General features: G+C 54.7%; 15 protein-coding genes. 8 read left to right on the forward strand and 7 right to left on the reverse strand.

What is annotated here, in order from left to right; translation table 11 throughout:
* Positions 1-6: 6 nt before the first annotated feature.
* Positions 7-2487: an FtsX-like permease family protein gene (locus tag IEY39_RS11145; protein ID WP_188931423.1), complete on the forward strand. Its 2481-nt coding sequence runs from the start codon at positions 7-9 to the stop codon at positions 2485-2487.
* Between the two features lie 227 nt (positions 2488-2714).
* Complete coding sequence (locus tag IEY39_RS11150) at positions 2715-4133, forward strand: T9SS type A sorting domain-containing protein (RefSeq protein WP_188931424.1); 1419 nt, start codon at positions 2715-2717, stop codon at positions 4131-4133.
* Here IEY39_RS11150 and IEY39_RS11155 read toward each other — a convergent pair.
* The gene (locus IEY39_RS11155; RefSeq protein ID WP_188931425.1) at positions 4130-6316 is read right to left on the reverse strand and encodes an outer membrane beta-barrel protein; all 2187 of its coding nucleotides are present in this window, start codon (positions 6314-6316) and stop codon (positions 4130-4132) included. The two genes, IEY39_RS11150 and IEY39_RS11155, sit on opposite strands and share 4 nt — an antisense overlap.
* A gap of 190 nt (positions 6317-6506) precedes the next feature.
* Here IEY39_RS11155 and IEY39_RS11160 point away from each other — a divergent pair, with 190 nt between their 5' ends.
* Together IEY39_RS11160 and IEY39_RS11165 are read left to right on the forward strand one after the other, a co-directional pair.
* A complete protein-coding gene (locus tag IEY39_RS11160; protein ID WP_188931426.1) occupies positions 6507-7616 on the forward strand; it encodes a sensor histidine kinase in 1110 nt (369 codons plus the stop codon).
* Positions 7588-8289, forward strand: coding sequence for a LytR/AlgR family response regulator transcription factor (locus IEY39_RS11165; RefSeq protein WP_188931428.1), 702 nt, complete (start codon positions 7588-7590; stop codon positions 8287-8289). The genes IEY39_RS11160 and IEY39_RS11165 overlap by 29 nt, the downstream gene beginning before the upstream one ends.
* On the opposite strand, the gene chrA is transcribed toward IEY39_RS11165, so the two are convergent.
* The gene (chrA, locus tag IEY39_RS11170) at positions 8280-9395 is read right to left on the reverse strand and encodes a chromate efflux transporter (protein WP_188931429.1); all 1116 of its coding nucleotides are present in this window, start codon (positions 9393-9395) and stop codon (positions 8280-8282) included. The two genes, IEY39_RS11165 and chrA, sit on opposite strands and share 10 nt — an antisense overlap.
* Positions 9385-9906, reverse strand: coding sequence for a hypothetical protein (locus IEY39_RS11175; protein WP_188931430.1), 522 nt, complete (start codon positions 9904-9906; stop codon positions 9385-9387). Before IEY39_RS11175 ends, chrA begins: the two co-directional genes overlap by 11 nt.
* 237 nt (positions 9907-10143) lie before the next feature.
* Here IEY39_RS11175 and IEY39_RS11180 point away from each other — a divergent pair, with 237 nt between their 5' ends.
* On the forward strand, positions 10144-10575 hold the full coding sequence (locus tag IEY39_RS11180; RefSeq protein ID WP_188931431.1) for an NADPH-dependent FMN reductase: 432 nt from the start codon (positions 10144-10146) through the stop codon (positions 10573-10575).
* The gene (locus tag IEY39_RS11185) at positions 10557-11204 is read left to right on the forward strand and encodes a hypothetical protein (protein WP_188931433.1); all 648 of its coding nucleotides are present in this window, start codon (positions 10557-10559) and stop codon (positions 11202-11204) included. Before IEY39_RS11180 ends, IEY39_RS11185 begins: the two co-directional genes overlap by 19 nt.
* Here the strand turns inward: IEY39_RS11185 and IEY39_RS11190 are convergent.
* Positions 11201-12268, reverse strand: coding sequence for a PDDEXK nuclease domain-containing protein (locus tag IEY39_RS11190; RefSeq protein WP_188931437.1), 1068 nt, complete (start codon positions 12266-12268; stop codon positions 11201-11203). The two genes, IEY39_RS11185 and IEY39_RS11190, sit on opposite strands and share 4 nt — an antisense overlap.
* Positions 12269-12481: 213 nt before the next feature.
* Here IEY39_RS11190 and IEY39_RS11195 point away from each other — a divergent pair, with 213 nt between their 5' ends.
* Positions 12482-12784, forward strand: a complete 303-nt coding sequence (locus IEY39_RS11195; protein ID WP_188931438.1) for a DUF4242 domain-containing protein — start codon at positions 12482-12484, stop codon at positions 12782-12784.
* Positions 12785-12788: 4 nt separating this feature from the next.
* Here the strand turns inward: IEY39_RS11195 and IEY39_RS11200 are convergent, their stop codons facing one another.
* Positions 12789-13955 (reverse strand): M20 metallopeptidase family protein, encoded by a 1167-nt coding sequence (locus tag IEY39_RS11200; protein ID WP_188931439.1) that lies wholly within the window; start codon positions 13953-13955, stop codon positions 12789-12791.
* A gap of 86 nt (positions 13956-14041) precedes the next feature.
* Between IEY39_RS11200 and IEY39_RS11205 the strand changes: the two genes are divergently transcribed.
* On the forward strand, positions 14042-16048 hold the full coding sequence (locus IEY39_RS11205; protein ID WP_188931441.1) for an alpha-L-arabinofuranosidase family protein: 2007 nt from the start codon (positions 14042-14044) through the stop codon (positions 16046-16048).
* Between the two features lie 4 nt (positions 16049-16052).
* Here the strand turns inward: IEY39_RS11205 and IEY39_RS11210 are convergent, their stop codons facing one another.
* Positions 16053-21044, reverse strand: a complete 4992-nt coding sequence (locus IEY39_RS11210) for a glycoside hydrolase family 97 N-terminal domain-containing protein (RefSeq protein ID WP_188931443.1) — start codon at positions 21042-21044, stop codon at positions 16053-16055.
* 3 nt (positions 21045-21047) lie between these two features.
* A complete protein-coding gene (locus IEY39_RS11215; RefSeq protein WP_188931445.1) occupies positions 21048-25757 on the reverse strand; it encodes a cellulose binding domain-containing protein in 4710 nt (1569 codons plus the stop codon).

A 25757-nucleotide genomic window follows, 5' to 3' on the forward strand; every position in this document is an offset into this window, starting at 1 on the left:
TTTCTTATGCTCAAAAACTACTGGCTCATCGCCTGGCGCACTATTGGCCGCAACAAGATTTATACTTTTATTAACATTCTTGGCCTGGCGCTTGGTATCTGTGGCTGCCTGGTGCTTTTCCTGATAACGAATTACGAATTTTCTTTTGACCGGCACCATCCTGATGGCGATCGCATCTATCGCATTGTGGGGGATATGCAGGAAGGCTCGGGAGAGCAACATTTTATGAATAGTCCCTATGACGATCTTGCCGGCTTTGAAACGCAGATACCGGGCTTCGCGGCAACGGCCGGTGTGCATGGATATAGTGGGAAGATCAGCGTTCCCCGGGTGGGGCAGCCGCCAGCTTCTTTCGACAACCATATCACAGGAACAATGCATATGCATAATACGGTGTTCACCTGGCCGGGTTATTTCGACATCTTCCGGTATGAATGGCTGGCGGGGTCTGCGGGTTCGCTTAACCGGCCCAACAATGTCGTGCTGACGGAGAGCAGGGGCAAACTGTATTTTGGCGACATTTCCCCGGACAGCATGATCGGGAAGACTGTTGTATACGATGATTCCTTGCCGGTGCATGTATCGGGTATTGTCAGGGACTGGAAGGGGAATACTGATCTTGGGTACACAGATTTTTTGTCAGTGACCACGGCTACACATAGTTTTTTGAAGCAGCGTATCCCTACGGCGGATTGGAGCAGCCTGCAACCGCACCGGAGCATGGCCTTTGTAAAGCTTTCCTCCGGGGTGCGGCCGGAGCAGATCAATGCCCGGTTTGCGGCGTATATCAAGGCGCATGTCAAACTCATGCAGGCCGGCTCCAGGTTGACGATGTACCTGCAGCCCTTGAATGACCTTCATTACACCCCTGACTTTCACCGGGGGGATGACGGGGATGGCTGGCGGAAGCCTTATCTGCCGACACTTTATGCGATGATGGGCGTGGCCATTTTTGTGCTGCTGATCGCAGCCATCAACTTTATCAACCTGTCGACTGCGCAGTCGATGAGCCGGTCCAAAGAGGTAGGTATCCGCCGGGTGATGGGGAGCCGTCAGCGTAATATCCGGTTTCAATTCCTCGTGGAAACGCTTGTCGTAACATTATTTTCGACGCTGATCGCCATCCTCCTGGTGAATCCTGTGCTGGCACTGTTTCATGACTATGTCCCGGAGGGGGTACACTTCCGGGTGTTGCAGTTGTCGACGCTGGGATTTCTTTTTGCAATGACGGTGTTTACCACTTTGCTGGCGGGCTTTTATCCGGCATGGGTACTTTCCACTTATGATCCGGTGGAGAGCCTGAAGGGGGCTGCATTGTCGCCGGGAAGGGGAAGGATCGGGTTGCGCCGGGCGCTGATCGTATTTCAATTTGTCGTCTCGCTGATCTTTATCATCGGCGCGTTGGTCATCGGCAAGCAGATAAACTATATGAACCATGCAGACAAGGGACTCGACACCGACAGGGTCCTTACCCTGAACGATTGGAACGATGCGCCCCAAAAGCTGCAGGTGTATGTCAATTCCGTCAAGAGTGTGCCGGGTGTTGAGAAAGTGCTGCTACAGGGCACGGCGCCAATGGGATTTGCGCAGAATATGGACTTTTTCTCCTTTATGCCTACGGGCAATGAGATGCACATGGTATCGGCGCATATGGGTAATAACGAGTTCATCCCCTTTTATAAGATGCGACTCCTTGCAGGAAGGAACATGCTGCCCGGTGACAGCATGCGCGAACTGGTGATCAACGTCACCATGTCACGGCTGATGGGTTGCAAAACGCCGCAGCAGGCCTTGGGCAGGATGCTGTATGCACAGGCGCCGCAGGGTGGCGTGGGGAAGGGATATCCTGTTGTCGGAGTGATCGCCGATTTTCACGTCAGCAACTTTCATGAGGCCATCCCTCCTGTCGTCATCGAAAACGTGGTGGAGCGGAAGAACAGTATTGCGATCAAACTCTCGGCGAGCGAAAAAGATACCAGGGCGGTGAAGGCCGTTATCGATCGGCTGGAGGCTGTGTGGAATGCGCAATTCCCCGCGGACAGGGCATTCCGGTCGGCCTTCCTGGATGAATCCATCACAGGCCTCTTCGACCAGGAGAAGAAGACCGCCTGGCTTATCAACCTGGCCATGGGAGTGACGATCTTCATCTCCTGTATGGGACTTTTCGGGCTTGGGCTTTTCACGGTGCGGCGGCGGGCAAAGGAGATCAGCATCCGCAAGGTATTGGGCGCGAGCGTGACGTCAATAACGGCGCTGCTCAGCAGGGACCTTGCCTTGCTGGTGGGCATCGCTTTTTGTATTGCCACGCCGCTGGCCTGGATGGCGACCCATCGGTGGCTGCAGGACTTTGCCTACCGGACGGAGCTGAGCGCCTGGATCTTTGCCGTTGCGGGGTTGGCTGCGTTGACGCTGGCTTTACTGACGGTAGGAGTGCAGGCAGCGCGAGCGGGGCGGGCAAATCCGGTAAACGCATTGCGTAGCGAATAAGCCGCTCAGCGGCTTTAGCATTGCGCAGCGAGTAAGCAGGCTATAGTTTAGCAAGTAATCCACTCCGTTAGTACTACTTCCATTGGCAAGTGAAGGTTTTCGTCTTAAAAAACTAAATAAAAACGAATACAGGAAGATAATATCGCCCGCAAGCGATGATTCGAGGGTATCTTTTTTTTATCTTAACTCCAAGTTACGCTTTCCAATACCCTCAATACCTGTATCGTATGAAAACCTATATCCTGTTACCCCTGGTCGCATCTATAATGGTACACGGCAGCCTGTCTGCGCAGTACACGCCTACGCTTGAATTTGCGACCGGGCAGGGTCCGACCGGCACGGGACCTTCTATCGCAGCACAGACTGTCACCTTCGAGAATAATACCAACAATCCAACGGGTAACACCTTTGTGGCCTATACCACGCCGACGACGACCGTTACGTTTACCCTATCCAACCAGCAATATATCCTACCGACTTCCCAGAGTACTACGACTGCCTCCCTTGTCTTTGGCGGCGGCAACAACCAGGGCCATCTGTATATCAATGGGTACACCTATTATAATCAAATGGGCGCCTATTCAGCGCCAGTGAATGCCGATTTCACTTCTGCTCCTACCATCACGGCGGGCACCGGTATCGATATTACCAAGAACTATAGCCTTCAGTTGTTCACGTCCGTGATGGGAATGTACAATACAGGCGCCTCCACCTCGGGCAGGTATTATATTGCCGATCTCACTATCACGTTTAACAACTATGTCACCAACCCGGTGCTGCATATTGTGGGGCTTGGCTCCTCCTACGGTTCATTGGGATTTTCGACCGAACTGGAGCTGCAAACGCCATCCCTCACCTTATCCAAACTATCCGGGTCGAGCGAACTAACCGTTGCTGCCGGTACGAAAATATTGAATGGTGCAACGACTGTAAGCGGTACCACCGGCTCCGGCGGGGCCAGCGGTTCGGTACTTGTCACGGGTACCAATATCACGACCCTCCACTTTAAAGTTTATGTTCGCGGGGACGGCGGTGGCACCTCCTGGTCCTCAGGAACGGCACAATCAGGGGATGGCTGGATGATCGGTGTGTCAACCATTACCAGCCTGGTGGTGCTTCCACTGACCATAACCGACTTTACGGCCACGCCCGCCAACGGGTACGCCCAATTGCAATGGAATACGGAAGCCGGCGTAACCGCCCGCTTTTTCAACATAGAATCCAGCAGGGATGCCGTAACATGGCAAACTACCGGCATGGTGATGGCAACAGGCAATAACAGCACTTCCACAGCCTATCGCTATACCGATGTCAATGCTGCCGCCGGGAATAATTTTTACCGGGTAAAAGAGGTCGATGAGCTGGGAAACGCCATCTATTCACCGGTGAAGACCGTATATATTGCCGCGGATGCATCGACGAAGGTTTTCCCGAATCCTGTAAGGGACAGGTTATTTATCACCGGCAATGGCAGCACCATACAATCTGTCGTCGTAACCAGTACAACCGGTGAAGAAATGCTGCGATACAGCAGCCCTGGTTCCGAAAATAGTATTGACATGAGTCGCTTGCCTGGCGGTATCTATTTCGTTACCGTCCGCTATGCATCGGGCCATGCCCAAACGATGCGGGTCGTTAAGTACTAATTGCTTCCTGCCCGTTGCTGCTCTTCCTGCGAGCTTGACCGCGTGGTCATGCGGGTGAGTTTCCCACTGCCAAAACGATATTGGACATTCAGGGAGACATAACGGGTATAATAATGGACGCTGGAATATTGGTATAATCCCTGGTATTTGTCGATTACGTCATGATCTTCGCTCTGCAGGAGATTGTGAGCGACCAGGGTGAGGCTGCCCCTACCCTTCCCAAAAGTTCGCTTGACGGCTATGTTCACGAGATAATACGGTCCAAACCAGGAAGTGATGAGCTGATGGCCGCCATCATATTCCCCATCCAGCTCTACTGACAGCCGGTGGTCGATGAGGAAATGGTTGCTTATTCCCAAATAGACCGCAACCCGGCCCGGGGCCCTGTTCCAATAGCCGTTGGCGCCACCGGCGAAGGAATTCCTGAAGAGGGAGAGCGTGTTATCGGCAGACCATCCTTTTGCCAGTTGTTTTGTGAAGGTGAGGTCGATGTTCCAGGACTGCGCCTGTACGTTTGTCGGCCGCCGTGTGATGGTGGTGTCTCCCTGGTCGATATAGGGAATGGTGCGAAGATAGTCATGATCGATGTCAACACCGGCCGTGATGGTCAACGTATTTTTCCAGGTGTACCCTCCTTCGCCATGCCAGGAAAGATCGGGTCGGAGGTTGGGGTTTCCCTGGAAGAAAAGCGTCGGGGTGAGCGGGCGCCGAAAGGGGATCTCTTCTGAATAATCGGGCCTTTCAGTACGCCTCCCCAGCCTTAAGAGGATGGCGTTACTGGCGTCGGGCTTATAGTTGAGGAAGAGCGTTGGAAATAGTTGAAAATAACGCTGTGTCAGGGTCGTCCTCTTCCAGTTGTCTTTGCCGATGATAGTTGCCTGCTCGACCCGGATGCCAGCCTTAGCTTCCAGCTTTTTATAGTCATGTTCGAATGTAGCGTATGCGGCATTTATCTGTTCGGTGTTGAGGGAATAGTCACTTTGGGCTGAATCAAAGAGATCCACACCGTTCACCTCATCGTAGTAGCTATTGTCATTGTTGATCTTCACATAACTGCTTTTCAGCCCTCCTTCCCAACGGCCATTCTTCATCGGGCGGGTGTAGTCCGCTTGGGCCGAATAGATGTGCAGGCCGCGGTGTTGTGTCAGCAGCGCGCCGGTCTCGCTGAGAAAGTTGTGGCTGGTATCGAAGAGCGCGCCCTGGTTCGTCTGAACCGGATGATTGGTAAAATTGGAATAATCGAGGTCGACCGTAAAGGCCCTGCCCAACGTATCCAGTTGCTGCACCCACTGGAAGGTGGTGGTATAATTATAGGGATGGTCGTGGGTGTTGCTGGTAAAATTCTCATGAGTCGCCGGAATGTACTGAGTGCTGGTTTCATCCAGCCCGGACAGGGTAGCATCGGATGCCGTAGTGATGCCGCCCGTGGCTGAAAGGCTTAGCGTCGATCTTGCCGAGGCATACCAGTCGATGCCCGCGGTGGGTCTGTCTGTACGGCGGATGGTTATGGTCTTGTTTGCCGAGGCCTGTTTGGTAAGCAGCCGGCCATTGATATCCTGGATATCGCTGGTTACATTGCGGCCGAAGAGGGTTTTGTTGTCCGTGTAGGTGTCACTGAAAAAAAGATTGACCTTATCATTCTTATAGCTGCCGGTGAAACCGGCGTTGTATCGCGCATAATAACCCTGTATAAAGCTGCCGTTGATCGTGCCGTTGAATCCTGTTTTGTGGTTCTTCTTTTTTACGATGTTGATGATACCGGCCGTGCCCGAGGCGTCATACCGGGCGGAGGGGTTTGTCATAATCTCTATGCGCTGAATGTCCGCCGCGGCCATACTGCTTAGCAAAGCGGCCAGGTCGGCGGCCGACAAATAAGTAGGCTTACCGTCGATATAAACGTTGACGCCCGCTTTCCCGTTGATGGACACCTGGCCATCCGGGGTGACCTGTACGCCGGGAAGGTGTTGCAGGGCTTCCAGGACCGTAGCGCCTGCGATGGCAGGGTTCTGGTCAAGGTTAACGACGGTTCTGTCGAGCCGGCGTTCAATCGGGGATTTGCTGCCGGTGATGGTTATGGTTTTCAGCATCCGGGCGGTGTCTTTGCGGGTGGTATCACGGATTGGGCTCTGGGCGGTTGCCTGCAGGAGACCAAACACCAGGAGAAGGAGCAGCAATTTTTGCATGACCAATATTCGGGGTTTGGAGCGTTGGTACCGCGAGCCCCCGGCCGATAGCAGGAGGTATTCGGCAGACCGGAATTTGCGCCATCTGAAGCAGGTAGAAGCGGCAGGCGGGGGATTTTGGGGGTCGGTTTTGCCTGTTGGTCGACGACCGGACCTATGCTCCGCAAAAAAGGCTAACATTGTATTTACTATGAGCCAGGTCGATTGTCTTCTCCATTACCAACAGAAATACCGGCCGGCCAGTCACGTCGTCTTCTGGCTGGGTGTACTGCTGCTGGCGGTGAGCAACAGCAAGTATCATGATGGCCAGGAATTCACCTGGCGCTGGGGCTTCATCGGCAACGGCATTTTCCTTTTCCCACAGATGCTGGCCGCTTATTTTTTGACCTATGCCATCATCCCGGCATTTTTCTACCGCCGGAAGTATGTATGGGCGTCCATTGGTTTTGTTCTCGGCAGCTATTGTATCTGTCTGCTTGCCCGTTTTTTGATCGTCCGGGTAGCGGAGCCCCTGGCTGGCGTGGCGCCTAAGGCATTCGAAACGAATCGGGAGATCGTCACGAATATCTCCAAATTGCTGTATGTCTATTTCTTCTCCATCTTTTCCCTTCCTGTCGTTTTCCTTTTTGTCAAATTGCTGCTCCAGCAGCTGCGGACACAACAGCGGACGCTTGTGCTGGAAAAGGAAAAAGCGGAGACAGAACTGAAGCTGCTGAAGAGCCAGCTAAACCCCCATTTCCTGTTCAATACGCTGAACAATATTTATGCTTTATCGCTGCTCAACTCTCCTGCCACTTCTTCCGCTATCGGTAAGCTCTCGGAAATCCTCGATCATATCTTATACCGATGTGAGGGCGACCTGGCGCCCCTTTCGGAAGAGGTCGAATTGTTAAACAATTATCTGGCATTGGAACAATTGCGGTATGATCAGCGGTTACAGCTGCGGTTCAACAGCCGGGTCAATGGGGATGTTGCTATACCGCCCTTGTTATTATTGTCGCTTGCGGAGAACGCTTTTAAGCATGGCGCCAGCCAGGATGCAGGTGAACCGTCGATCGAGATCGAACTGGAGGCGGATGAAGCCGGTATGCGGTATTGTGTGACCAATTCGTCAGCGGCTCCGCCGGTGCAGGAGGGTTATGGTAAGATCGGGCTGGCCAATCTTAGAAAGCAGTTGGATATCCTGTATCCCGGAAAACATGTTTTTACTACCGGCTATGATGCCGGCAGGTTCAGAGCTTTGGTGGTATTGGATCTAAAAAAGGAGTCCCATGAATATCCGGTGTCTGCTGGTCGATGATGAGCCGCTGGCCGTCCAGTTGCTGCAGAAACATATCGCTCAGCTTCCTTTCTTTGAAGTGGCGGGCGTTTGTTCGAATGCCGTGCAAGCGCTGGAGGTATTGAACCACCAGACGATAGACCTGTTGTTCCTGGATATCCGCATGCCTCAACTTTCAGGCCTCGAGCTGTTGAAGAACCTGCACCGGCCGCCCCGTACTATCCTTACGACCGCCTACCGCGAATATGCCCTCGATGGTTTTGACCTGGATGTCGTTGACTACCTGTTAAAGCCGGTGACCTTTGACCGCTTCTTCAAATCGGTGGAGCGTTATCTGCGGATGAACAACCAGCCGTTGACAAGCGTGCTGTCGTCTTCCGAACCGCAATTCATCTATCTGAAATCCGGGTACAAATATTTCAAGGTCGATCTGCGGCACATTGTGTACGTAGAAAGCCGGAAGGATTATATCCGGGTGGTCACAAAGGAAAAGGTCATCGTCTCCAAGTACCGGTTGAGCGACCTGGAAAAGGAACTGGAGGGAAAAGGTTTCCTCCGCATCCATCGCAGCCATGTCGTCAACCTGCTGCATGTCAGCGCTTTTTCTGCCAGTGAACTGGAGGTCGGTGAGACTATGCTGCCGATTGGGGAAAGTTACAAGGTGATGGTTGAAAAGGCGCTACGTCACAAATAAGACAAGCCATAGCCAAGCAGGGAACCGCCGATGACGACGAAAACACTGTTTATTTTGGGGAGGCCGAATACTACGCCCGCGCTGAGTATGGCGATGAGCACCGTTCGCCAGTCGTCCAATACGGCTTTACCAAAGCTGACGCAGACCGCAGCGATGATAGCTACCGATGCGACGTTGACCCCGTCGAGAAAAGCGGAGAAGAGCGCCGACCGGCGCAGGCGGGGCATCAGCGGGTTGAGCAGGGCCACAAAAAGAAAAGACGGCAGGAAGATGGCCACCGTTGCCGTCAATGCCCCTTGCCAGCCACCCATCTGCCAGCCGATGAAGGTGACGGAACTAAATACCGGTCCGGGAGTGAATTGTCCTACGGCGATGGCGTCGATGAGTTGGCTGCGGGAAAGCAATCCCTTTGCCACCAGCTCTTTGTCGAGAAAACCGAACAATACATAGCCGCTGCCATAGAGGATGGCGCCTATTTTCAGGAAAATGAGGAAGAGGCGGATGTTCGTTCTATCGAAAGTGATTTGCAGTAAAGTGAGGGGGAAAAAGTTATGTAGGGCATTTCGGGGCCTGCGGAGCAGGTAGAGCAGCAGGGTTATTGCGCCGGCGCCGAACATGGCGACGATCTCATCTGCACCCAGGACGGCGGCAAGAAAGACGAGAGCGCCGATGATGCCCAGTTGCACCGACTTAACGGCCTTCTTTGCGAGTTGCCAGGCGGCGGCCAGGATGATGGCGATGATGGCGGGTTTTATCCCGTATATCCAGGCATTCACCTGCGGGAGCCGGCCATACTTTTGGTATAACCATGCGATGACACCGGTGATGAGTACGGCAGGGAGAATAAAACAGCAACCGGCTACCAGGAGACCTTTCCACTTTCCGCGTTCGTAGCCGATGTGGATAGCCATTTCCGTGCTGTTGGGACCCGGGATGAGATTGGTCGCCCCGACGAGGTCGAGGAAGTGCTGGTGGTCCATCCAATGCAGCCGGTCGACCACTTCTTTCTGCATCATGGCGATGTGTGCCGCCGGTCCGCCGAAGGCCGTCAGGCCGAGCCTGGTGAAGAGTCCCGCCAGTTGCCGAAGGGTTGAGTTATTTTTCACTTGGTTTGGCAAATACCTGGTTGGAGAATGGCGGGGTGTCCGGGACCTTTATGACGTTGAATTCGTGTTTGGTCACCTTATGGCAGTTGTTGCAGGTGGTTGTCAGGAGCATAAAGCTGCTTGTAAAGCGGGCCGGGTTGCTTTCTTTTATCGCTGCGTTGAGGCTGTCGATGGCGGGGTTGATCATCGGCAGGGAGGCCACTTCGGGGCGATCGGCGCAAAATTGCCGGATGTCGTCGATCGACTCTTTTATCTCGCCCATTTCAAAGTCAGCCAATTTCCAGTTACCTGCCTTGCCTGCGAACCACAATTTTTCATGATGAACTTGTATACCGGACATGAATTCGCCGAGTCCCGGTTTATATGCGCTGTCCAGCTGATGTTGCAGGCGGGTTACCTGTGCCTGCAATGCTTCGGCATCTGTTGAATGCTGGCCGCAGGCGACCGGCAGAATCAGGATGAGACCCAGTGACAGCGCGATGCACGCGTTTTGTTTGCTTTTGGCACTCATGCCACTAAGCTAGTGAAAATTGCCGGCAGATGGGGAAGTGAAAAAAATTCCTCCGGCGCTGCCGGAGGAAACTAATCATGTAGCGTTAACCATTAACCATTAAACCTTATCTATATCAAAGGTATGGCGGGTTTCCGGTGGATGCAAGCTTTTGGGCGAGTATTCGACCGCTGTTCTTAAATAGTTAACTATGGACTAGGTATTTCTCTTTATTATCTTGTCGTCGAAGCCATTGCAATGCGGTACCTTTATGACTATGACGCAGGAAAAGAAAAAGATCTTAGCTATTTCCGGCAGTACCCGCAGGAAGTGGTTGATTTCCGAAGGAGGCTTGAGGCCGCCGCCGGGGTGGTCATCTGTACTCCGGAATATGCACATGGGGTTCCCGGTTCGCTGAAGAACGCAATCGACTGGACGGTAGCCACCTGTGAGTTTTCACACAAACCAACGGTGCTTATCACCGCGTCTACGGATGGGCAGTACGGTCACAAGGCTTTGCTGGAAACATTGCGAGTGATAGAGGCTGAGAATATCGACCGGCTTCAGTTGCTGATCCCCTTCGCCCGCACCAAGATCAATGGAGAAGGCCGTATCACGGATGGAGATACGCTTGCAGCAGTTAAAGAGATCATGGAGGAATTTGTAAGGACATGTTACAGAATCGCGTAGACCCGCTGGGAAATATCATCCGGACCCCGGCGCGAGGACATTGGATGGGTAACCGGGGAGTACTGCATAATCCGCAGCAGGAGATCGTACGTCCCTGGAAGCTGAAGGCGTGGATCACCTGTGTGCTGGTCTTCAAAGGGAGAAGGAGAGCGGTGATGGCGCCGGACCGGTGGACAGAGCTTTTCTTCTTTGATGAGGCTACGGCCTTTGCTGCTGGCCACCGGCCCTGTTTTGAATGCAGAAGAGAAGACGCGCTGCGGTTTAAGCGTTGCTGGCTGAAGGGAAATCCGGAGTATGGTTTCGATGAGCGGACCTCGATGCAGGAGATAGATGCGGTGTTGCACCGGGAGCGGGTTTCGGCGGACGGGCAGAAGGTGATGTATGATGCGTATTTTGGGGCGCTGCCGGATGGGAGTTTTATTTTGTGGAAGGGGGAGCCGCACCTGGTGTATGATGGGCTTGTGTACCGGTGGTCGCCAGAGGGATATGCGGCCGGGGAGCCGATGCCAGGCAGTGATAGCAACGAGATTAGAAGGATAAGGGATACCGTTAGCGTGTTGACGCCGAGGTCGGTGGTGAAGGCTTTTCGGGCGGGGTATGTGGTGGGTGTAGGATTAGTACGATCTTAGTTCTGAAGATTGTTTTGCAATTGTCTTTTTATAAATTGTTCCAATTCCTTCTTATCCGGTAGTTCTATCAAATACTTGGATACAAACACCTTGTCATCCAGGCCAGCAGTAGCAAACTCCACATGTTCCTGCTCTTTATCAGTGCAGAGAAGTATACCTACCGGCGGATTATCTCCCGCAGTCATTTCGTATTTTTTGTAATATTCCAGGTACATATTTAACTGTTCGGCGTGGGAATGGTGAAATCTTTCTGTCTTGACTTCGATCAGAACATTGCAATGCAACAAACGGTGGTACAAAACCAGGTCAACAAAATGGTGTTCATTGTCAACCACTATTCGTCTTTGCCTTGCCTCAAAACAAAATCCTTTGCCCATTTCCAAAAGGAATTGCAGGAGGTGGTCCAATAGTGCTTGTTCCAGTCCTTTTTCGGGGAGGACTTCTTGTTGTTTCAGGCCAATAAATTCAAAAATGTAAGGATCGCGAATCAGATCAGGAAAAGAATTGGCTTGAGTTTCTGAGTTTGCAGTTCTCAGCAGCCTTTCTTTGTCTTTGGACAGACCGGTTCTTTCGAACAATAAGCTATCCATCTGTCTTCTCAGTTCCTTTATACTCCAGCCGCCTTTTGCACATTCCAATTCGTAAAACAATCGCTTCAATGGATCCTTTATTCTGACAAGGTCGGCAAAATGGGTATAGGATAGTCTGTTAAAAATCCTAATGTAATGTATATCAGGCACATGGAAAACGGGGGTTGACGACCCCCGAATTGGAGTGCTTGTGAGCAGGCCTGCTGCCGGATAAACTAAATAAAACTGCCGATATCTGCGCAATTCCCGCTCATCGGAATTAGGTATCCCTTGACGCTTCATTTCGGCAGAGATATTTGCTAACAAAGCGTTCCCATATCCCGCCCGGTCGCTGCCATTTTGTTCAAATTCCACCATATAAAAACCAAAGAACCAATTACGTAACGTGAGTGAGAGGTTGACTGCACGAAAGCTTTGTTCCCGAAGGCCTTCATTAATCTTGAAAAGCGCTGAAATAAGTTCTGAGAAATCCATATCCTTTCCCAATTGAATAAATACTGAAATACGAAGCAAAGCCTCGTTCTTTAATGGTGTAACCAGTCACACGTTGGCTGGTACAGTCAAACTCAATTTTGGGAAAGGAAAGTGGCAAAAGAAGAAAACGAATTTACGACATCCAAACGGCAAAAAAATTATCCTTTACCAATATAGCAAAATATTGTTATATTTAAATAAAAAGGAGGATATATGCCAAGGTACATTATCGAAAGGGAGATCGCCGGCGCCGGCAATCTCACCGAGACCCAGCTGCATGATATCTCTTTAAAATCCTGTGACGTTTTAAATGACATGGGACCAAGAATTCAGTGGGTGCAAAGCTTTGTGACTGCCGACAAGATCTATTGTGTATACGTTGCGCCCAATGAGGAAATGATCCTCGAACATGCCAGAAAGGGCGGATTCCCCGCCAATAGGGTCTCTGAAGTAAAAGCCGTCATCGATCCGGTGACTTCGGAGACCGATGTTCACGCCGCGCATCATAATAATTAATTAATTAATTGCCCGCCAACAGGTGCAGCGCCGCTTCCGCGAGGAAGGAGGAGCCGTATTTTATGCACTCTTCGTTAAAGGTGACCCTCGGATGATGGAGGAAGTAGGAGTCGTTCTGTTCCGTCCGGGCGCCCAGGAAATAAAATTGTCCCGGCATGGCGCGGGAATAGAAGGAGAAGTCTTCGCCGACGAGGTAGGCTAGTCCTTCGGTGACTTTTGTTTTACCGAATATTTTATTGTGAATCGGAGATAGTTGTTCATGAAGCGCTGCATCGTTCAGCAGGCTGGGATAGTATGCGCTGAACCCGAGGTCGATGGTGCAGCGGAATTCCGCTTCAAGTTGGTGCAGCAGCGTCCGAAGCCGGCTGATAATGTCGTTGTAGTCGGCGATGCGTACCGCTCTTAGCGAGCCCTGGAGCAGGACGTGCGAAGGGATGACGTTGAAACTGGGCTCCGACTCGGTCGACAGATAGGTGATGGCCAGCACCGCGGAAGGCGGATCGGGCTGGGGGCCGACCAGCGCATGGGCGGCGGTGATGAGGCGGGCGGCTATCGTTATGGGATCGATGACCTGTTTCATCCATCCGGGGTGGCCGCCTTTCCCGGTGATGCGGATGGAGAAATTGCCGACGTTAGCCAGCGATTCGCCGTTCTTATAGGACAGTACGCCTACGGGTAATAAGGGATGGACATGGAGGCCCAGGGCGGCGATGGCGCCATCGAGTTTCCCGCTTTCCATGATGAGCTGTCCACCGGACTTTCCTTTTACGGGGCTTCGCATCGGGCCTTCTTCGGCAGGCTGGAAGACCAATTTGATCGTGCCTTCGAAAGTGGCGTCGTTTAGAAGCATGGCGGCGCCAAGCAGCATAGTGGTATGAATATCATGACCACAAGCATGCATGATCCCTTCGGTGAGAGAAGGGAAATCGACGCCGGATTCTTCGACGACGGGAAGAGCGTCCATATCGGCGCGGAGAACTATGGCCGGTCCATCGCCCTTTGTTATCGTACCGATGACGCCGGTGAGAGCCACGCGTTCAGTTGGAATGGATAGTTCGCCGAGACAGGCTTCGACCAATGCAGCCGTTTTGAACTCGGTAAAGCTCAATTCGGGATGCTGGTGGAGATGGCGGCGGATCGATACGAGTTTGTCAAATAATTGGGCGTCCATGGAGACAATTTACGAAAATTTCCCAACGCAGGGTTTGCCGGATAAAATGTTATATTTACATTTATTCCAACAAAACCACTACGACGATGTTGCGTTGCCTGTCTTTCCCCATCACGATCACTGCATTTTTGTGCTTTTCGCTGCGGCTTCCGGCACAGTCGCCTGCCCGGCTTACTCTTCACCTGGACCAACCCGGCGCGGCTGTGAGTCCCGGCCTGTATGGGTTGATGACGGAAGAGATCAATTTTTCCTATGAAGGCGGGCTTTATGGAGAATTGATCCGCAACCGGAGTTTTAAGGACTCGGCGAAGACGGCCGCTTTCTGGTCGCTGCTGCCGGGAGGATCGACATCGGCGAAAGCGACGATGAGTCTTGACAAAGAGAAACCGGTAGGACCGGCTTTGCCGGTGTCACTGCGGGTAGACGTGACGGAGGCGGGTGATGGGGTCGGGATTGCCAATGAGGGGTATTGGGGGATGGCGGTGAGGCCGAATACGACGTATAAAGGGAGTCTTTTTGCAAGGGGCAGCGGCGGTAGCGGACAGCCGCTAAGTGTAAGCCTGCAGAGCAAGGATGGAAAGACCGTTTTTGCGTCTGCGGAGGTTGCGGCGCCGGGCACTGAATGGGCGCCCGTGCATTTTTCCCTGGTGACGGGTGCGGGGGTTCAGCCAACAGCGGATGCCCGTTTTGTTATCCGGGCCAGGGCGGCGGGCAGCTATTGGTTCAGCCTGGTATCGCTGTTCCCTCCTACCTATAAGGACCGGCTCAATGGCAACCGGCCGGATATCATGCAACTGCTGGCGGATATGAAGCCGGCCTTTCTGCGGCTGCCCGGCGGGAACTACCTGGAAGGGAATACCTTTTCGCAGCGATGGGACTGGAAGAAGACGATCGGCCCGGTGGAGCAACGGCCCGGTCATTTGAGCCCCTGGCATTACCGGAGCACGGATGGTATGGGGCTGCTGGAATTCCTGGGATGGTGTGAAGACCTCCATATGGAGCCGGTGCTAGCCGTTTTTGCGGGCTATGTGCTGAATAGGGATTACATCGAGGCAGGCCCCTTCTTACAACCATTTGTAGATGATGCGGTGGATGAGATCGAATACGTGACAGGTGATGTTCATACCAAATGGGGAGCGCGAAGGGCCGCCGATGGGCATCCGGACCCTTTCCCGCTGCATTATATCGAGATCGGCAATGAAGACGGGTTCGATGCTTCCGGCAGCTACGAGGGACGCTATGCGCAGTTCTACGATGCCATAAAAGCGAAATATCCCCAACTGCATATCATCTCCACGGTGGGCGGCAAAGATGGACTTGGGGGACGGTTTCCTGCGCCGGCGGGCAGAACGGAGATAGTAGATGAACATTATTACCGCAACGCCTGGCAGATGGAAGAAAATGCGGGCCAGTATGACCATTATGACCGCAGCGGACCCAAGGTGTTTGTCGGGGAATGGGCTACGAGGGAGGGCGATCCTACCACGAACTTCAACGCCGCTCTTGGTGACGCTGCGTGGATGACGGGGATGGAACGGAACTCCGACCTCGTCATCATGTCCTGCTATGCCCCACTATTCGTAAATGTCAACCCGGGCGGGATGCAGTGGAGAAGTGATCTTATCGGCTATAATGCGCTGACCTCTTTCGGGTCTCCCTCCTATTATGCGCAGCAACTATTCAGTACGCATCTTGGTGACAGTATCGTGCGGCTTTCATGGGAGAACATTCCGACCCAGACGCAGCAACTGACAGCAAAGGATTCGGCGGCGGGGGTGCAACCCAAGAAGATAGATGCGCTTTTCTTTTCGGCTACACGGGATACGAAGAAGGGGGTTATCCATCTGAAGGTGGTGAATACGCAAGGGGTTGACCAGAATATGATGATCGATGTTGCAGGTGCCGGGAAAGTGGCTACAGCAGGTGTGGCCTGGACGTTGAATGCGGATAGCCCAACGGAGACCAACACGATCAGCGAGCCGACGAAGATCGTGCCGGTGAAGTATGGAGTGAGGGGATTGGGTAAGAGCTTCCGATGGACCTTCCCGGCCTACTCTATTATGGTGATGGATATTCCTTTCACGGCCCGGTAGGGGTTTATTGTATAGGTCTTAGCCAGATGGCCTGCCCGCCGGAGGGCAGGAGGTGGGTTTCGATGATCGTGCCGGCGTCGACCGTGCGGTGTTGCAGGCTGACGTGGGTTTGCGTTGGAGTGTTGGGGTCATCGGTGTAGACCGTGGCGTTGTATTTTTTTCCTTTTGGGAGAAAGTCGAGCATAATCCTCAGGTCGCGGCCGTCGTTGTTGTTGAGCGTGCCGATGAACCATTCTTCGCCTTTGCGCCGGGCCACAGTGATGTACTGCCCGGGGAATCCCTGCAGCACTTTTGTATCGTCCCAGGTGGTGGGGATATTGTCCCAGAACTCCAGTTCGGGTTCGTCGCGGCTTGACGAGGGTTTGTCGTACCAGTAGAGTGTCTGAAGCGGGCTGTAGCACACGGCGGCCAGGGCCAGTTGGTGCGCGTGGGTAGTCTTTATGCGCTGGTCGTAATAACAGAGGGTGTAATCGGCGGGACCTGCGATGAAGCGGGTAAAGGGCAGGATGGTATTATGGGTGGCGTCGGGCATTTCTTCGTTGCCCCGAATACCTTCTGCCGTCAGGAGGTTGGGCCAGCTGCGTTGTTCGCCGGTGGGGCGCCAGTCGTCGTGGATGTTGATCATGATCTTGTTTTCCGCAGCCTTTTTCAGCATCTCTTCGAGCCAGGTCGTCCAACGATGAGAACCCACCTGTACAAAACCAAACTTTACGCCTTTTACCCCCCAGTGCTGGTAGACGCGGAAGAGCGAGTCGGATTGGGCGTAGAGCGCCTGCATGTTGACGTAAAGCCAGACGCCGATGCCTTTCTTCTCTGCATATTGGAGGATGGCCGGCAGGCCGACGGAGGGTACGGGATGAGTTGCGTCGGAAGAAAAGGTGAAGGCGGGCCCATACCACTTCCAGTCGAGCAGCAGGTATTGCATTTTATGTTTAACGAGGAAGTCGATGTTGGCAAAGGCGTCATTTGGTGTTTGGGTCATGAGCCGCATTTCCTTGCCGGGCCGGACCCAGTTATCCTCTTTTATCCTGTTGGGGGCATTGACATTTAAAACAAGATAATTATGTTCGATGAGATCGCCGGGTTTTTCGCCGACGAGGATGAGGCGCCAGGGGGTGCCGATGGGTGAGATGAGATCGGCGGGGTCATCCATCGAGGTGAGGATAGTGTTCTCCTTCTCTTTTGACAATTTGAATTTTGTCCGGCTGTAGTCGGTCATGGCGCCTTCGGCGAGGCAGGCATACAGCCCGTTGTCCAGCTGCAGCGTGAGGGGGCGTTCGCTTTCGCCGGGCCAGTCGTTCAGGGGTTGGAGGGTATAGGGCCCTTGCGCCCAGTTGGTGAACCAGCCCTTTGTGTTTGGCGGCAGGTGGAATTCGGTGTTTTCCGAGACGACGCGATAATATGTTCCCTTGGGGTTTTCGGGAAAGAAGTACCGGAAGGCAACCCCTTCGTTGTAGGCCCTGAACTCGATGTCCATGGTGTAGATGGGGTTGTCATCCTTGACGAGATGGACGACGGCAGCGCTGTAATGGTCGGGGATGGTGTTGCGTTCGCCATATAAGGGTTGCCAGGTCGTGTCTTTTGTATATGTAGAGATACCGGTGATGGTTAGGTTCTCACACCAATCGGTGTGGGTGTCTATTTTTAGCGCCATCGCTTCTTCGGAGAGGTGGTTGTCGAGCTGAATGTCGAGTTTCGATCCTTCGACGATGGGTTTGTTTTTGTAGGTGAGGGTATAGTACATGGCTCGTTTGCCGGAGGGGAGATCTTTCTGATAAAAGAGGACCTTCACGTTTTTGTCCGGGGAGAGAATGGTTGTCTGATGGCGGGCGAGTATGGGCAGGACGGGACTGGAGTAGAATGCGGAGAAGTGGGCTGCGTTTGCCTTTTCTACGTTTACGTGCGCCAGGAAGATGCCGTAGCTATTGTTTGTCTTGTCGATCCAGGGATAGGCTCCCGCCCAGCCGGGGCTGCTTAGGAGGGTGGCGTTGCCATCGGCATCCACTTCCTCCCGCCATTCGCCGAGGCCGTAGATGTCGGTGCGCTGATCACCGCGCGCATGCTCCACATATTGGTTTGGTGGTACGTGGGCGGCTTTTACCTGGTTGGCTTCCAGTTCCCGGATGGCTTCGGCGGAGAGGATGCGTTTTTGTTTGTAAACGCCGTCGGCGGCGATCATGGCCAGGAAATGGGCATAGTCGTTGAGCGTGGTCCTGGCGCCGCCGCCGAGCATGGGATTATGGCCGGGTGTGGAGTCGACGGGGGTGAAGTGGGTAGAGGGCATGTCCAATGGACCGGCGATCTTTTCTTCGAAGAGAGTTTCCCAATTTTTTCCGGTTGCGAGTTCAGCCATGCGTCCTGCCACCTGCATGGCGAGGCCACCGTAGTGGAAGAGTGTGCCGGGGAGGGTATCGGCGGGCAGCGAACGGATGTGGGCGACAGATTCCCGCAGGGATTGGTAGTCGTCCGGGTGTTGACCGGCGGGTTGGTAGTCGGGATAGCCGGCGGTGTGGGAGAGCAGCTGTCTTAGCGTCGCTTCGCCTTTTGCGCCGGTGAAGTCCGGAAGCCATTTTTTTACTTTGTCGTCCCAGGAAAGGCGGCCCTCGTCTACTACGGCGGCGATGGTCGCGGCGGTAAGCCATTTGCCAGCGGAGGCGATATAGGCGACGGTTGCGGGCGTGTAGGCGCCGAAGTAATGTTCGTATACGGTTTGGGTGTCTTTTACGATGAGGAGCGAGGCGCCGTCGTAGTAGCCGCTGTCTATCCAGGAGTTGATCCTGCTCATGAGGGGATCGGCCGGGGCCTGGAAAAATAACAACGTTCCGAAGCCGGGGTGGTCTGCGCCGAAGCCGGGGCCTTCAGGACGCAATTTCTCCGCTGCCATCCGGGTATATGTAAGTCGCGAGGAAGGGAGTCCCACCTGCTGGTAGTGGTTCAGTACCATTTCATAGATGGAGCGCAGGCGTCCCCTACCCTGCTCCGAGATGCGGGAAGCCGGGAAGCGGTGGCTCACGTCGGTATAGGGGGTGAAAGGGACGTCCTCTCCGAGGTTGTAGCGCGCTACATATTCAAATCCCAGGAGGAGGCGGCTGTCATCGGCGCCATAGAGATCGAGCCCCTGGCTCCAGGCCATCTGGCAGATCTCGGCCAGTTGACCGATGCCAAGCTGAGTATGTTGCTGATCGCGGCCGCTCTCCTGTACCTGGCCGGAGTCATTGACGATATAGTGCCGGAGGCTGCCGTTGCCGGGACCGTGGTAAAAGTAATCAACGGCGCGATCGAAGAGCGGATGGTCGTCGCAGAAGATGCCGATGGCCATCATGGATTTCATGCAGACCAGATCCCAATTGCCGTGAGCCCACATCGCGAAATACCGGAGGGGTGGATAGAAAATGTGCAGCAGCATGGATTGGCAGCGTTGGATGTCCGCGGCTGGCCATGAGGGATAGGCGGAGCGCATGAGTTCGGCGGCGTTGGCGAATTTGAGCCCGCAGATGCCGGCGCCGAGTTCTACGTCCGTCCCGTCGAGTGTCTGTAACGTGGAAGACCAGCCGTTGAGGATCTCCAGCGCTTTTTTTGCGTGGGCTTCATCGCCGGTGATGCAGTACATCAGGGCATTCTGATAGGCGGCATTGCCGTCCTTTTCGAGGTTGCCGATGTTCTTTCCCTGGCCGGTGAGGAGGCTGCGTTCGACGTGTGTTACGGGATGGGGGATGTAACCGGCGGAGGATGCCGGGTCGGCGGCGAAGGCGGTGAAGGCTGTTTTCCAGGGTTCGAGGCCTTTTGCGACGGCATCTTTTATGCGTTGGAGGTCGGCGGCGGTGTGGAGGGCGCCAGGGTGGACGAAGGGTTGCGGGTGGGCGGCCGGCGAGACCCGGGTGAGGGGCCAGGCGGTGTAGTCCGTGTCCTTCACAGGGGGAGTGAGGATGATGGGGTTGCCCGCGGGGTCTTCGATCGCTTGCATGGTGAGGGGGAAGATGCCGGTGGTGTTGCCGTCCCAGCGGTTTTCGAGCGGGAGGACGGGGATGGTTTGTTTTATTACCAGCGAATGCGGGAGGTAGCTGCTGGTGGCCCAGGGGTGCATGGGCAGGGTGTCGTTTGTTATGTGGGTGTTGTGGAGGGTGTTCTTTACAAAGACATTTGCTTCGGCGCCGATCAGGGTGATGTTGCTGGTGATGTTGTTGTTGTCGATGAGCAGGGGACCGTGGCTGTCGAAGAGGCGGAGGGCTTCGCGCGAGGACGCGATGGTGTTGCCGGTGATGCGGGCGCCCTGGTAGAGCGGGCCGAGGAAGATGCCCGTATCGCTTTTGATCGTGTTGTCACGGATGATGGCATCGATGGTTAGGGCGAGGTGGATGGCTGCCCCGCCGGTGGCTTCGATGTGGTTGCTGTCGATGAGACTTGCCGAGCCGTGCAGGAGGCCGAAGATGGCGCTTTGACCGCAATGGCTGATCGTGTTGCCGGTGATGTGATGGTGGCCGACGGTGGTGATATCGGTGGGAAGGTCGCTATAGGCTGGGTGGTTGAATCTTGACTCGGGGTAAGGGTGACCGGGTTGACCGATGGAGATGGCGGAGCCTTTGATATCGGTGATGGTGTTGTGGCGGATGATCCAGTGGGCGCCGCCGCCCGTGGTGATGGCGCCGGGTTGTTCGCCGTCCATCGAAGCCGGGGGTGTGGCGAACCGGGTGATGGTAAAGCCTTCGATAGTGATGCTGTCGATGGGTTGCGTCGCGGCGAAGGCGGCGGGGAGCTGATTGCGGCCGTCGATGATGACTTTCTCACCGGGGGCCGCGGAGAAAGCAAGGTGGGGGGTCCTGATACCCACCTGTTGATGATATGTGCCCGCGTGGACGACAATATGGTCACCAGGATGGGCGGCGTCGGCGGCCTTTTGGATGGAGGTATAGGGGCCGGAGGGAGAGACCTGAAGGGTAACCCCCTGTGCCCGGAGGACACAGGGGGCTATAACGACGAGGAGAAATAGATTGCGCATATTTTAATAAACATTCAGTTTTACCGGGGATGCCTGGTTGATCCGTACAAAATACACCCCTGGCGCCGGGCGCTTATCAAATGTAACTTCAACAACCGATTCTCCATTATATCCGAGCGTCTTAAACAGAATAATTCTGCCTTGCAGGTCGTACACCCTTATTGTCAGCTTTCCATCGCTGATTCTCTCGGGATGAATGTAGAAATAGCCATCCGTAACAGGATTGGGATAGATCGCCGTTGCTCCCGCGCCTTCGGCTAACTGTGCCGCCACCGCCTGCTGGCGGCTTGTAATGGACTGCGCAGCGCTGGTGGCTGAAGCCGGCTCCGTACCGTATATCAACGAATCTTTGTAATAGATGGTTATATGACTGTTTTGGGCAAGACCGGGAGCGGCAGGCGCATAAGACCAATCATTTGTCTCGTTGAAGGCGGACCAGTCTGTTTTGGCAATGCGGTATTGAATGTTGCCGGTACTGCTTAACGGGTAGAGCGCCCCAACGGAGGAATCGACCTTTAATTCGAAATACGTATCCGCGCTATCTCTCACCGGGTTGAGTGAAACGAACTGGTCATGAATGTTGGAACTACCCAGGAGGGCATAGTCCACCCACGCATTCAAACCAGCCGTCCCGTCTTCCGTGAACCAATAGCGGACAGACAGATCGTTGTAATTTACCGGCACATTCCCTTCGTTATTGACGGTGACATAATCGCTGATCGTATTGGTATTAGGACTGCTGTTCTGATTTTGGTAATACGCTTTCAGACTGATAACGGGTTGCGCAGGGGGTGGCTCTGTTCCCCAAACCAGCACTCCGTTGAGGTATAGCGTAAGGTGATTATTGAGCACATAGGAAGAGCTATCCTGGTAGGAGTAATCATTAGCCTGGATGAAGTTCGTCCAGTTGGTATTGGCAATTCTGCTCTGGATCTCGCCGGAACTGCTACCGGGAGTGAGGGCGCCGGCGGCGGCGGCAAAGCTGTATTCAACATACCCAAAAGCGCCGGCGTAGGGTTGAGAGAGAGGGACATATTGCGCGGTGACATAGCTGGCGCCCAGCTGCGCATAGTCGATCCAGGTGTTGATGCCGGCATAATTTTCAGGGGTGAACCAATAACGGGCCTTCAACTCACTGTAATTAACGGCTACGCTGTCTGCATTCACTATTTGCAGGTAAGGATGAAGGGTGTTGGTGGTATCCTGGCCGCCGCTGGCGTCCCGGTAGAGGACCTGCAGGTTGAACGGAAGGACCGTGAAGGTTTGGGCGACAGGAGGTGCCGCGTTGTATACACTGTCCCCGGGTTGGGACGCTACAATCGTGCAGGAGCCGGCCCCGGTAATATGCACTTTGCTATTAACGATAGTGGCTACCGTTGAATCCGAGCTGGTATAGGTGACCGGTAGTCCGGAGCTGCTGAAGGCGCCGGGATCGACATCCGGATCGCCGGCCTTGGGGGTTGGTAGCGCAGGAAATGTAATGGTCTGATCTTTTGCAACCGGCGGCAGTGCGGCAGCCAGAACGGCAATTTCCGAGTCGCTGAGCGCCCGGCCGTATAACCGAAAATCATCTGCCGTGCCGGTGAGCCGGGGGTCGGCTGAGAACTGGGACCTGCCGATGAAGTTCTGTGTGGTGCTTCCCAGTTTGGATGGAGACAGCGTCATCGTACTGTCGTGTCCTACTGCCACCCCATTGACATAGAGCGTACCGATGCTACCGGAGAGGGTGACGGCCACATGGTACCATGTGCCGGTGGCAAGGACGACGGTGCTGTTGATCCGCTGCTCATGATTGCCGCCTGCAGTAGTGATAGCATAACGCAGGGTACCGTCATTGCCATTCTTTGGCGTCAGGAACATATACACGTTCGTCGACGTGCCGAAATCGAATAGCCGCGCCCAGTTGACCGCTGCATCCAGCTTTACCCATGTGGCCACTGTAAAATCGTTAAGAGAACTTACTACTCCTGCCGGGAGGGTCACATAGGCGCCGGAGCTTCCATCCAGGTGAGCCGCATTATGGATGAGTCCAGGTACAAAGGTGGCGCCGGCAGCCATAACGCCGTTGCGGCCGCCCCATACATCGGTTGCCGTTGTATCACTGCTCTCGTCAAAAGGCCAGTAACTATAGGGTCCGGCAACCGGCGTGGCGCTCACCTGGGTGGAGGGGGTGCTTGTCCCGGCTGTGTTGACTGCCGTCAAAATATAATAGTATGTTGTCCCATTAGTGGTCGTTGTATCGGTGTAAAAGGTTCGGGTGGTGCTGTCTATCGTGGTATAAGGGCCACCGGAAACAGCAGCACGCTGGATATAGTAGCCGGTAGCTTCGGGGGAAGCCGACCAGCTAAGCGCGATACGGCCGTTTCCAGCTGCGGCTGTCAGTGCTTTGGGGGCTGACGGTGCGACAAGGCGGAAAGTGGTGGCGCTGTCCGGTGCTGAAACGGCGCTTTCTCCTTCCAGATTGGAGGCAGATACGGTGTAGTACCAGGTCGTCGACGCTTTCAGGCTGGTGTCGGACCAGGTGGTATCGTTGAGGCCTAAAGCGACTGTGTTATACGGACCGCTGGCGGAGACGGCTCGCCGGATGGTATATCCTATTGTACCGGTGGCTCCGACGGGCGATTTCCATAAGAGGTCGATGCGCCGATCGCTCATTGCCGTGGTGATGAGACTGGTCGGAGGGGGCGGAGCACTGCCCCCGCCGGTGATGCTCACGTTGTCAAAGGTGGTGATGTCTAACGCGCTGGTGCTGCCTGAGCAGGCGGCCAGCCCGGCATAATACGTGCCGGCCATCGCTATCGTGGTTGTCCCTACGATGAACCAGGTCTGTCCGTCGGAAGACTCGTACGCCGTAAAGGTATTGCCCGAACGTTGCAGCCGGAACCAGGCGGGTGTTGTCGTATAATCATTGCCGGCAGTCCAGGTCATCGTGCCGCCAGTTGTCGAGCGGGCCCCGAATGCAGCCTCCCGCCAGCCTACATCGCCCACTTTCATGATGAGGGTAGTTGCCCCCGGGTCGAGTGATTCCCGAATCATGACCCCCGTTCTGCTAAGGGTGCCGCCAATGCTGTAGACACGTGCCGTGATCGTGGCATCACCGGAAACCGTACCATAGGTATAGTTGAAAGCATCTGCAGTGCCGCCGATGGCCGAACCGGCCCCTTTGGCAACGAAGGTCTTTCCGCCCGCGGGAGCATACGTCGCGCTGCCGGCCAGACCGACCGTGCCGATGTCCTTGTTGACCCATCCGGAAAGCAAGGAGCCTGTGGCGGAAGGAGTAGCGTTGACTTCCGGGGAGTTGCCGCTGACGCCAGACTGGTTGACAGCCGCAACCACATAGTAATAGGTAGCGCCATTGGTGACCGTCCAATCTGTGTATTGTGGAGTGGTGTTACTATTCCAGGAAGCAAGGGTGGTATAAGGACCGCCGCTGGTGGTTGCGCGTTGTATCGTATATCCCTGAACGGTATTCCCGGATGGAACGGTCCATTTCAACGTGACCTGGCCGACACCAGCCGCTGCCGTTACACCGGCCGGCACTGCGGGGGCGGGCGAAGGGGGATAAGGAGAGGCGGTGGGATCGAGGGTAAAGGTGAGCGTTCCATAGCCGAAATGATCGGTGCTGCCGTGTTCGGGGCGCATCAATTGCGCCATGGCCTGAACATGGGGAGCGCTCAGCCCCTGCTGCACAACATAATGGTTATAGATCAGCTCCCAGACGGGGCGATCGTCCAGGCGGCCGCGACCATTGAGGGAGACCCAGCGCTGGTTTACATTATCGCAATTATTATACGCGGTGAAGGGTGTAGGATCCCACAGGTTCGTCTGGCCGACATATTCCGCGCCTGCCAGCAGCCGGTTGTTTTCGTATCCAAACAGGTCGAGGCCCTGGTTCCAGGCCACCTGGCATAAGTAGGCCATCATGCCTACTCCCAGCTGGGCATGCTCCTGGTCGCGGCCGCTTTCCTGCCATTGCCCCAGGGAGGGATTGAACAGGTTATTGACGGCGTTGTTGATATTCCCGTTGCCAGCGCCATTCTCGAAATAGCTGACCCCCTCGTTGTATTTCGCTGTGTCGTCGCAGAGGACGCCCATGGCGATGAGAGCGCCGGTGTTGCAGATGTCCCAATTGGCCCAATAGTGAGAGATGCAAGCCCCATTATGATTGGTGAGAAAATTGTGGACTACCGGATAGAGGTAGGTGGTGAACATATTCTTATACCTGGCAAAGCTGGCAGAATCCCAGCCGGGGTATATCCTCAGCACCTCGCCTGCCAGTGCAAAATCGAAGATGGGTATCCCGATGAGCCCGGGGATATCCGTCCCTGTTGGCACCTGGTTTACGGCTGCCGACCAGCCATTGCAGATGAGCACGGCGCGATGGGCATAGGTGGTGTCGCCCGAGATGTACCAGCGGAGGGCATTAAGATAGGCGGCGTGGGCGTCCTGGTCGGCCCGCTGGCGGCTGGAGCCCATATTCCCACGCGGTGCGGCAGAATAGGTATTCTGTGCCAGGGGATCGGTGATCAGCACATTCCAGTCGTCGATCCACGGGTGGGCGCCGGCGGCGACCTTTGCTTTCATGCGATCGAGGTCGGCCTGCGAGTGCAGGCCGCCCGGATGGATGAAGGTTTGGGCATGGACGCCGCGGAGGCAAGCCAGCAGCGACAGCAAGAGGAGTACCGGCGCGACCTTTGATGTGGCAAGGGACAT

It is taken from the genome of Puia dinghuensis (assembly GCF_014642875.1).
Lineage (GTDB): Bacteria > Bacteroidota > Bacteroidia > Chitinophagales > Chitinophagaceae > Puia > Puia dinghuensis.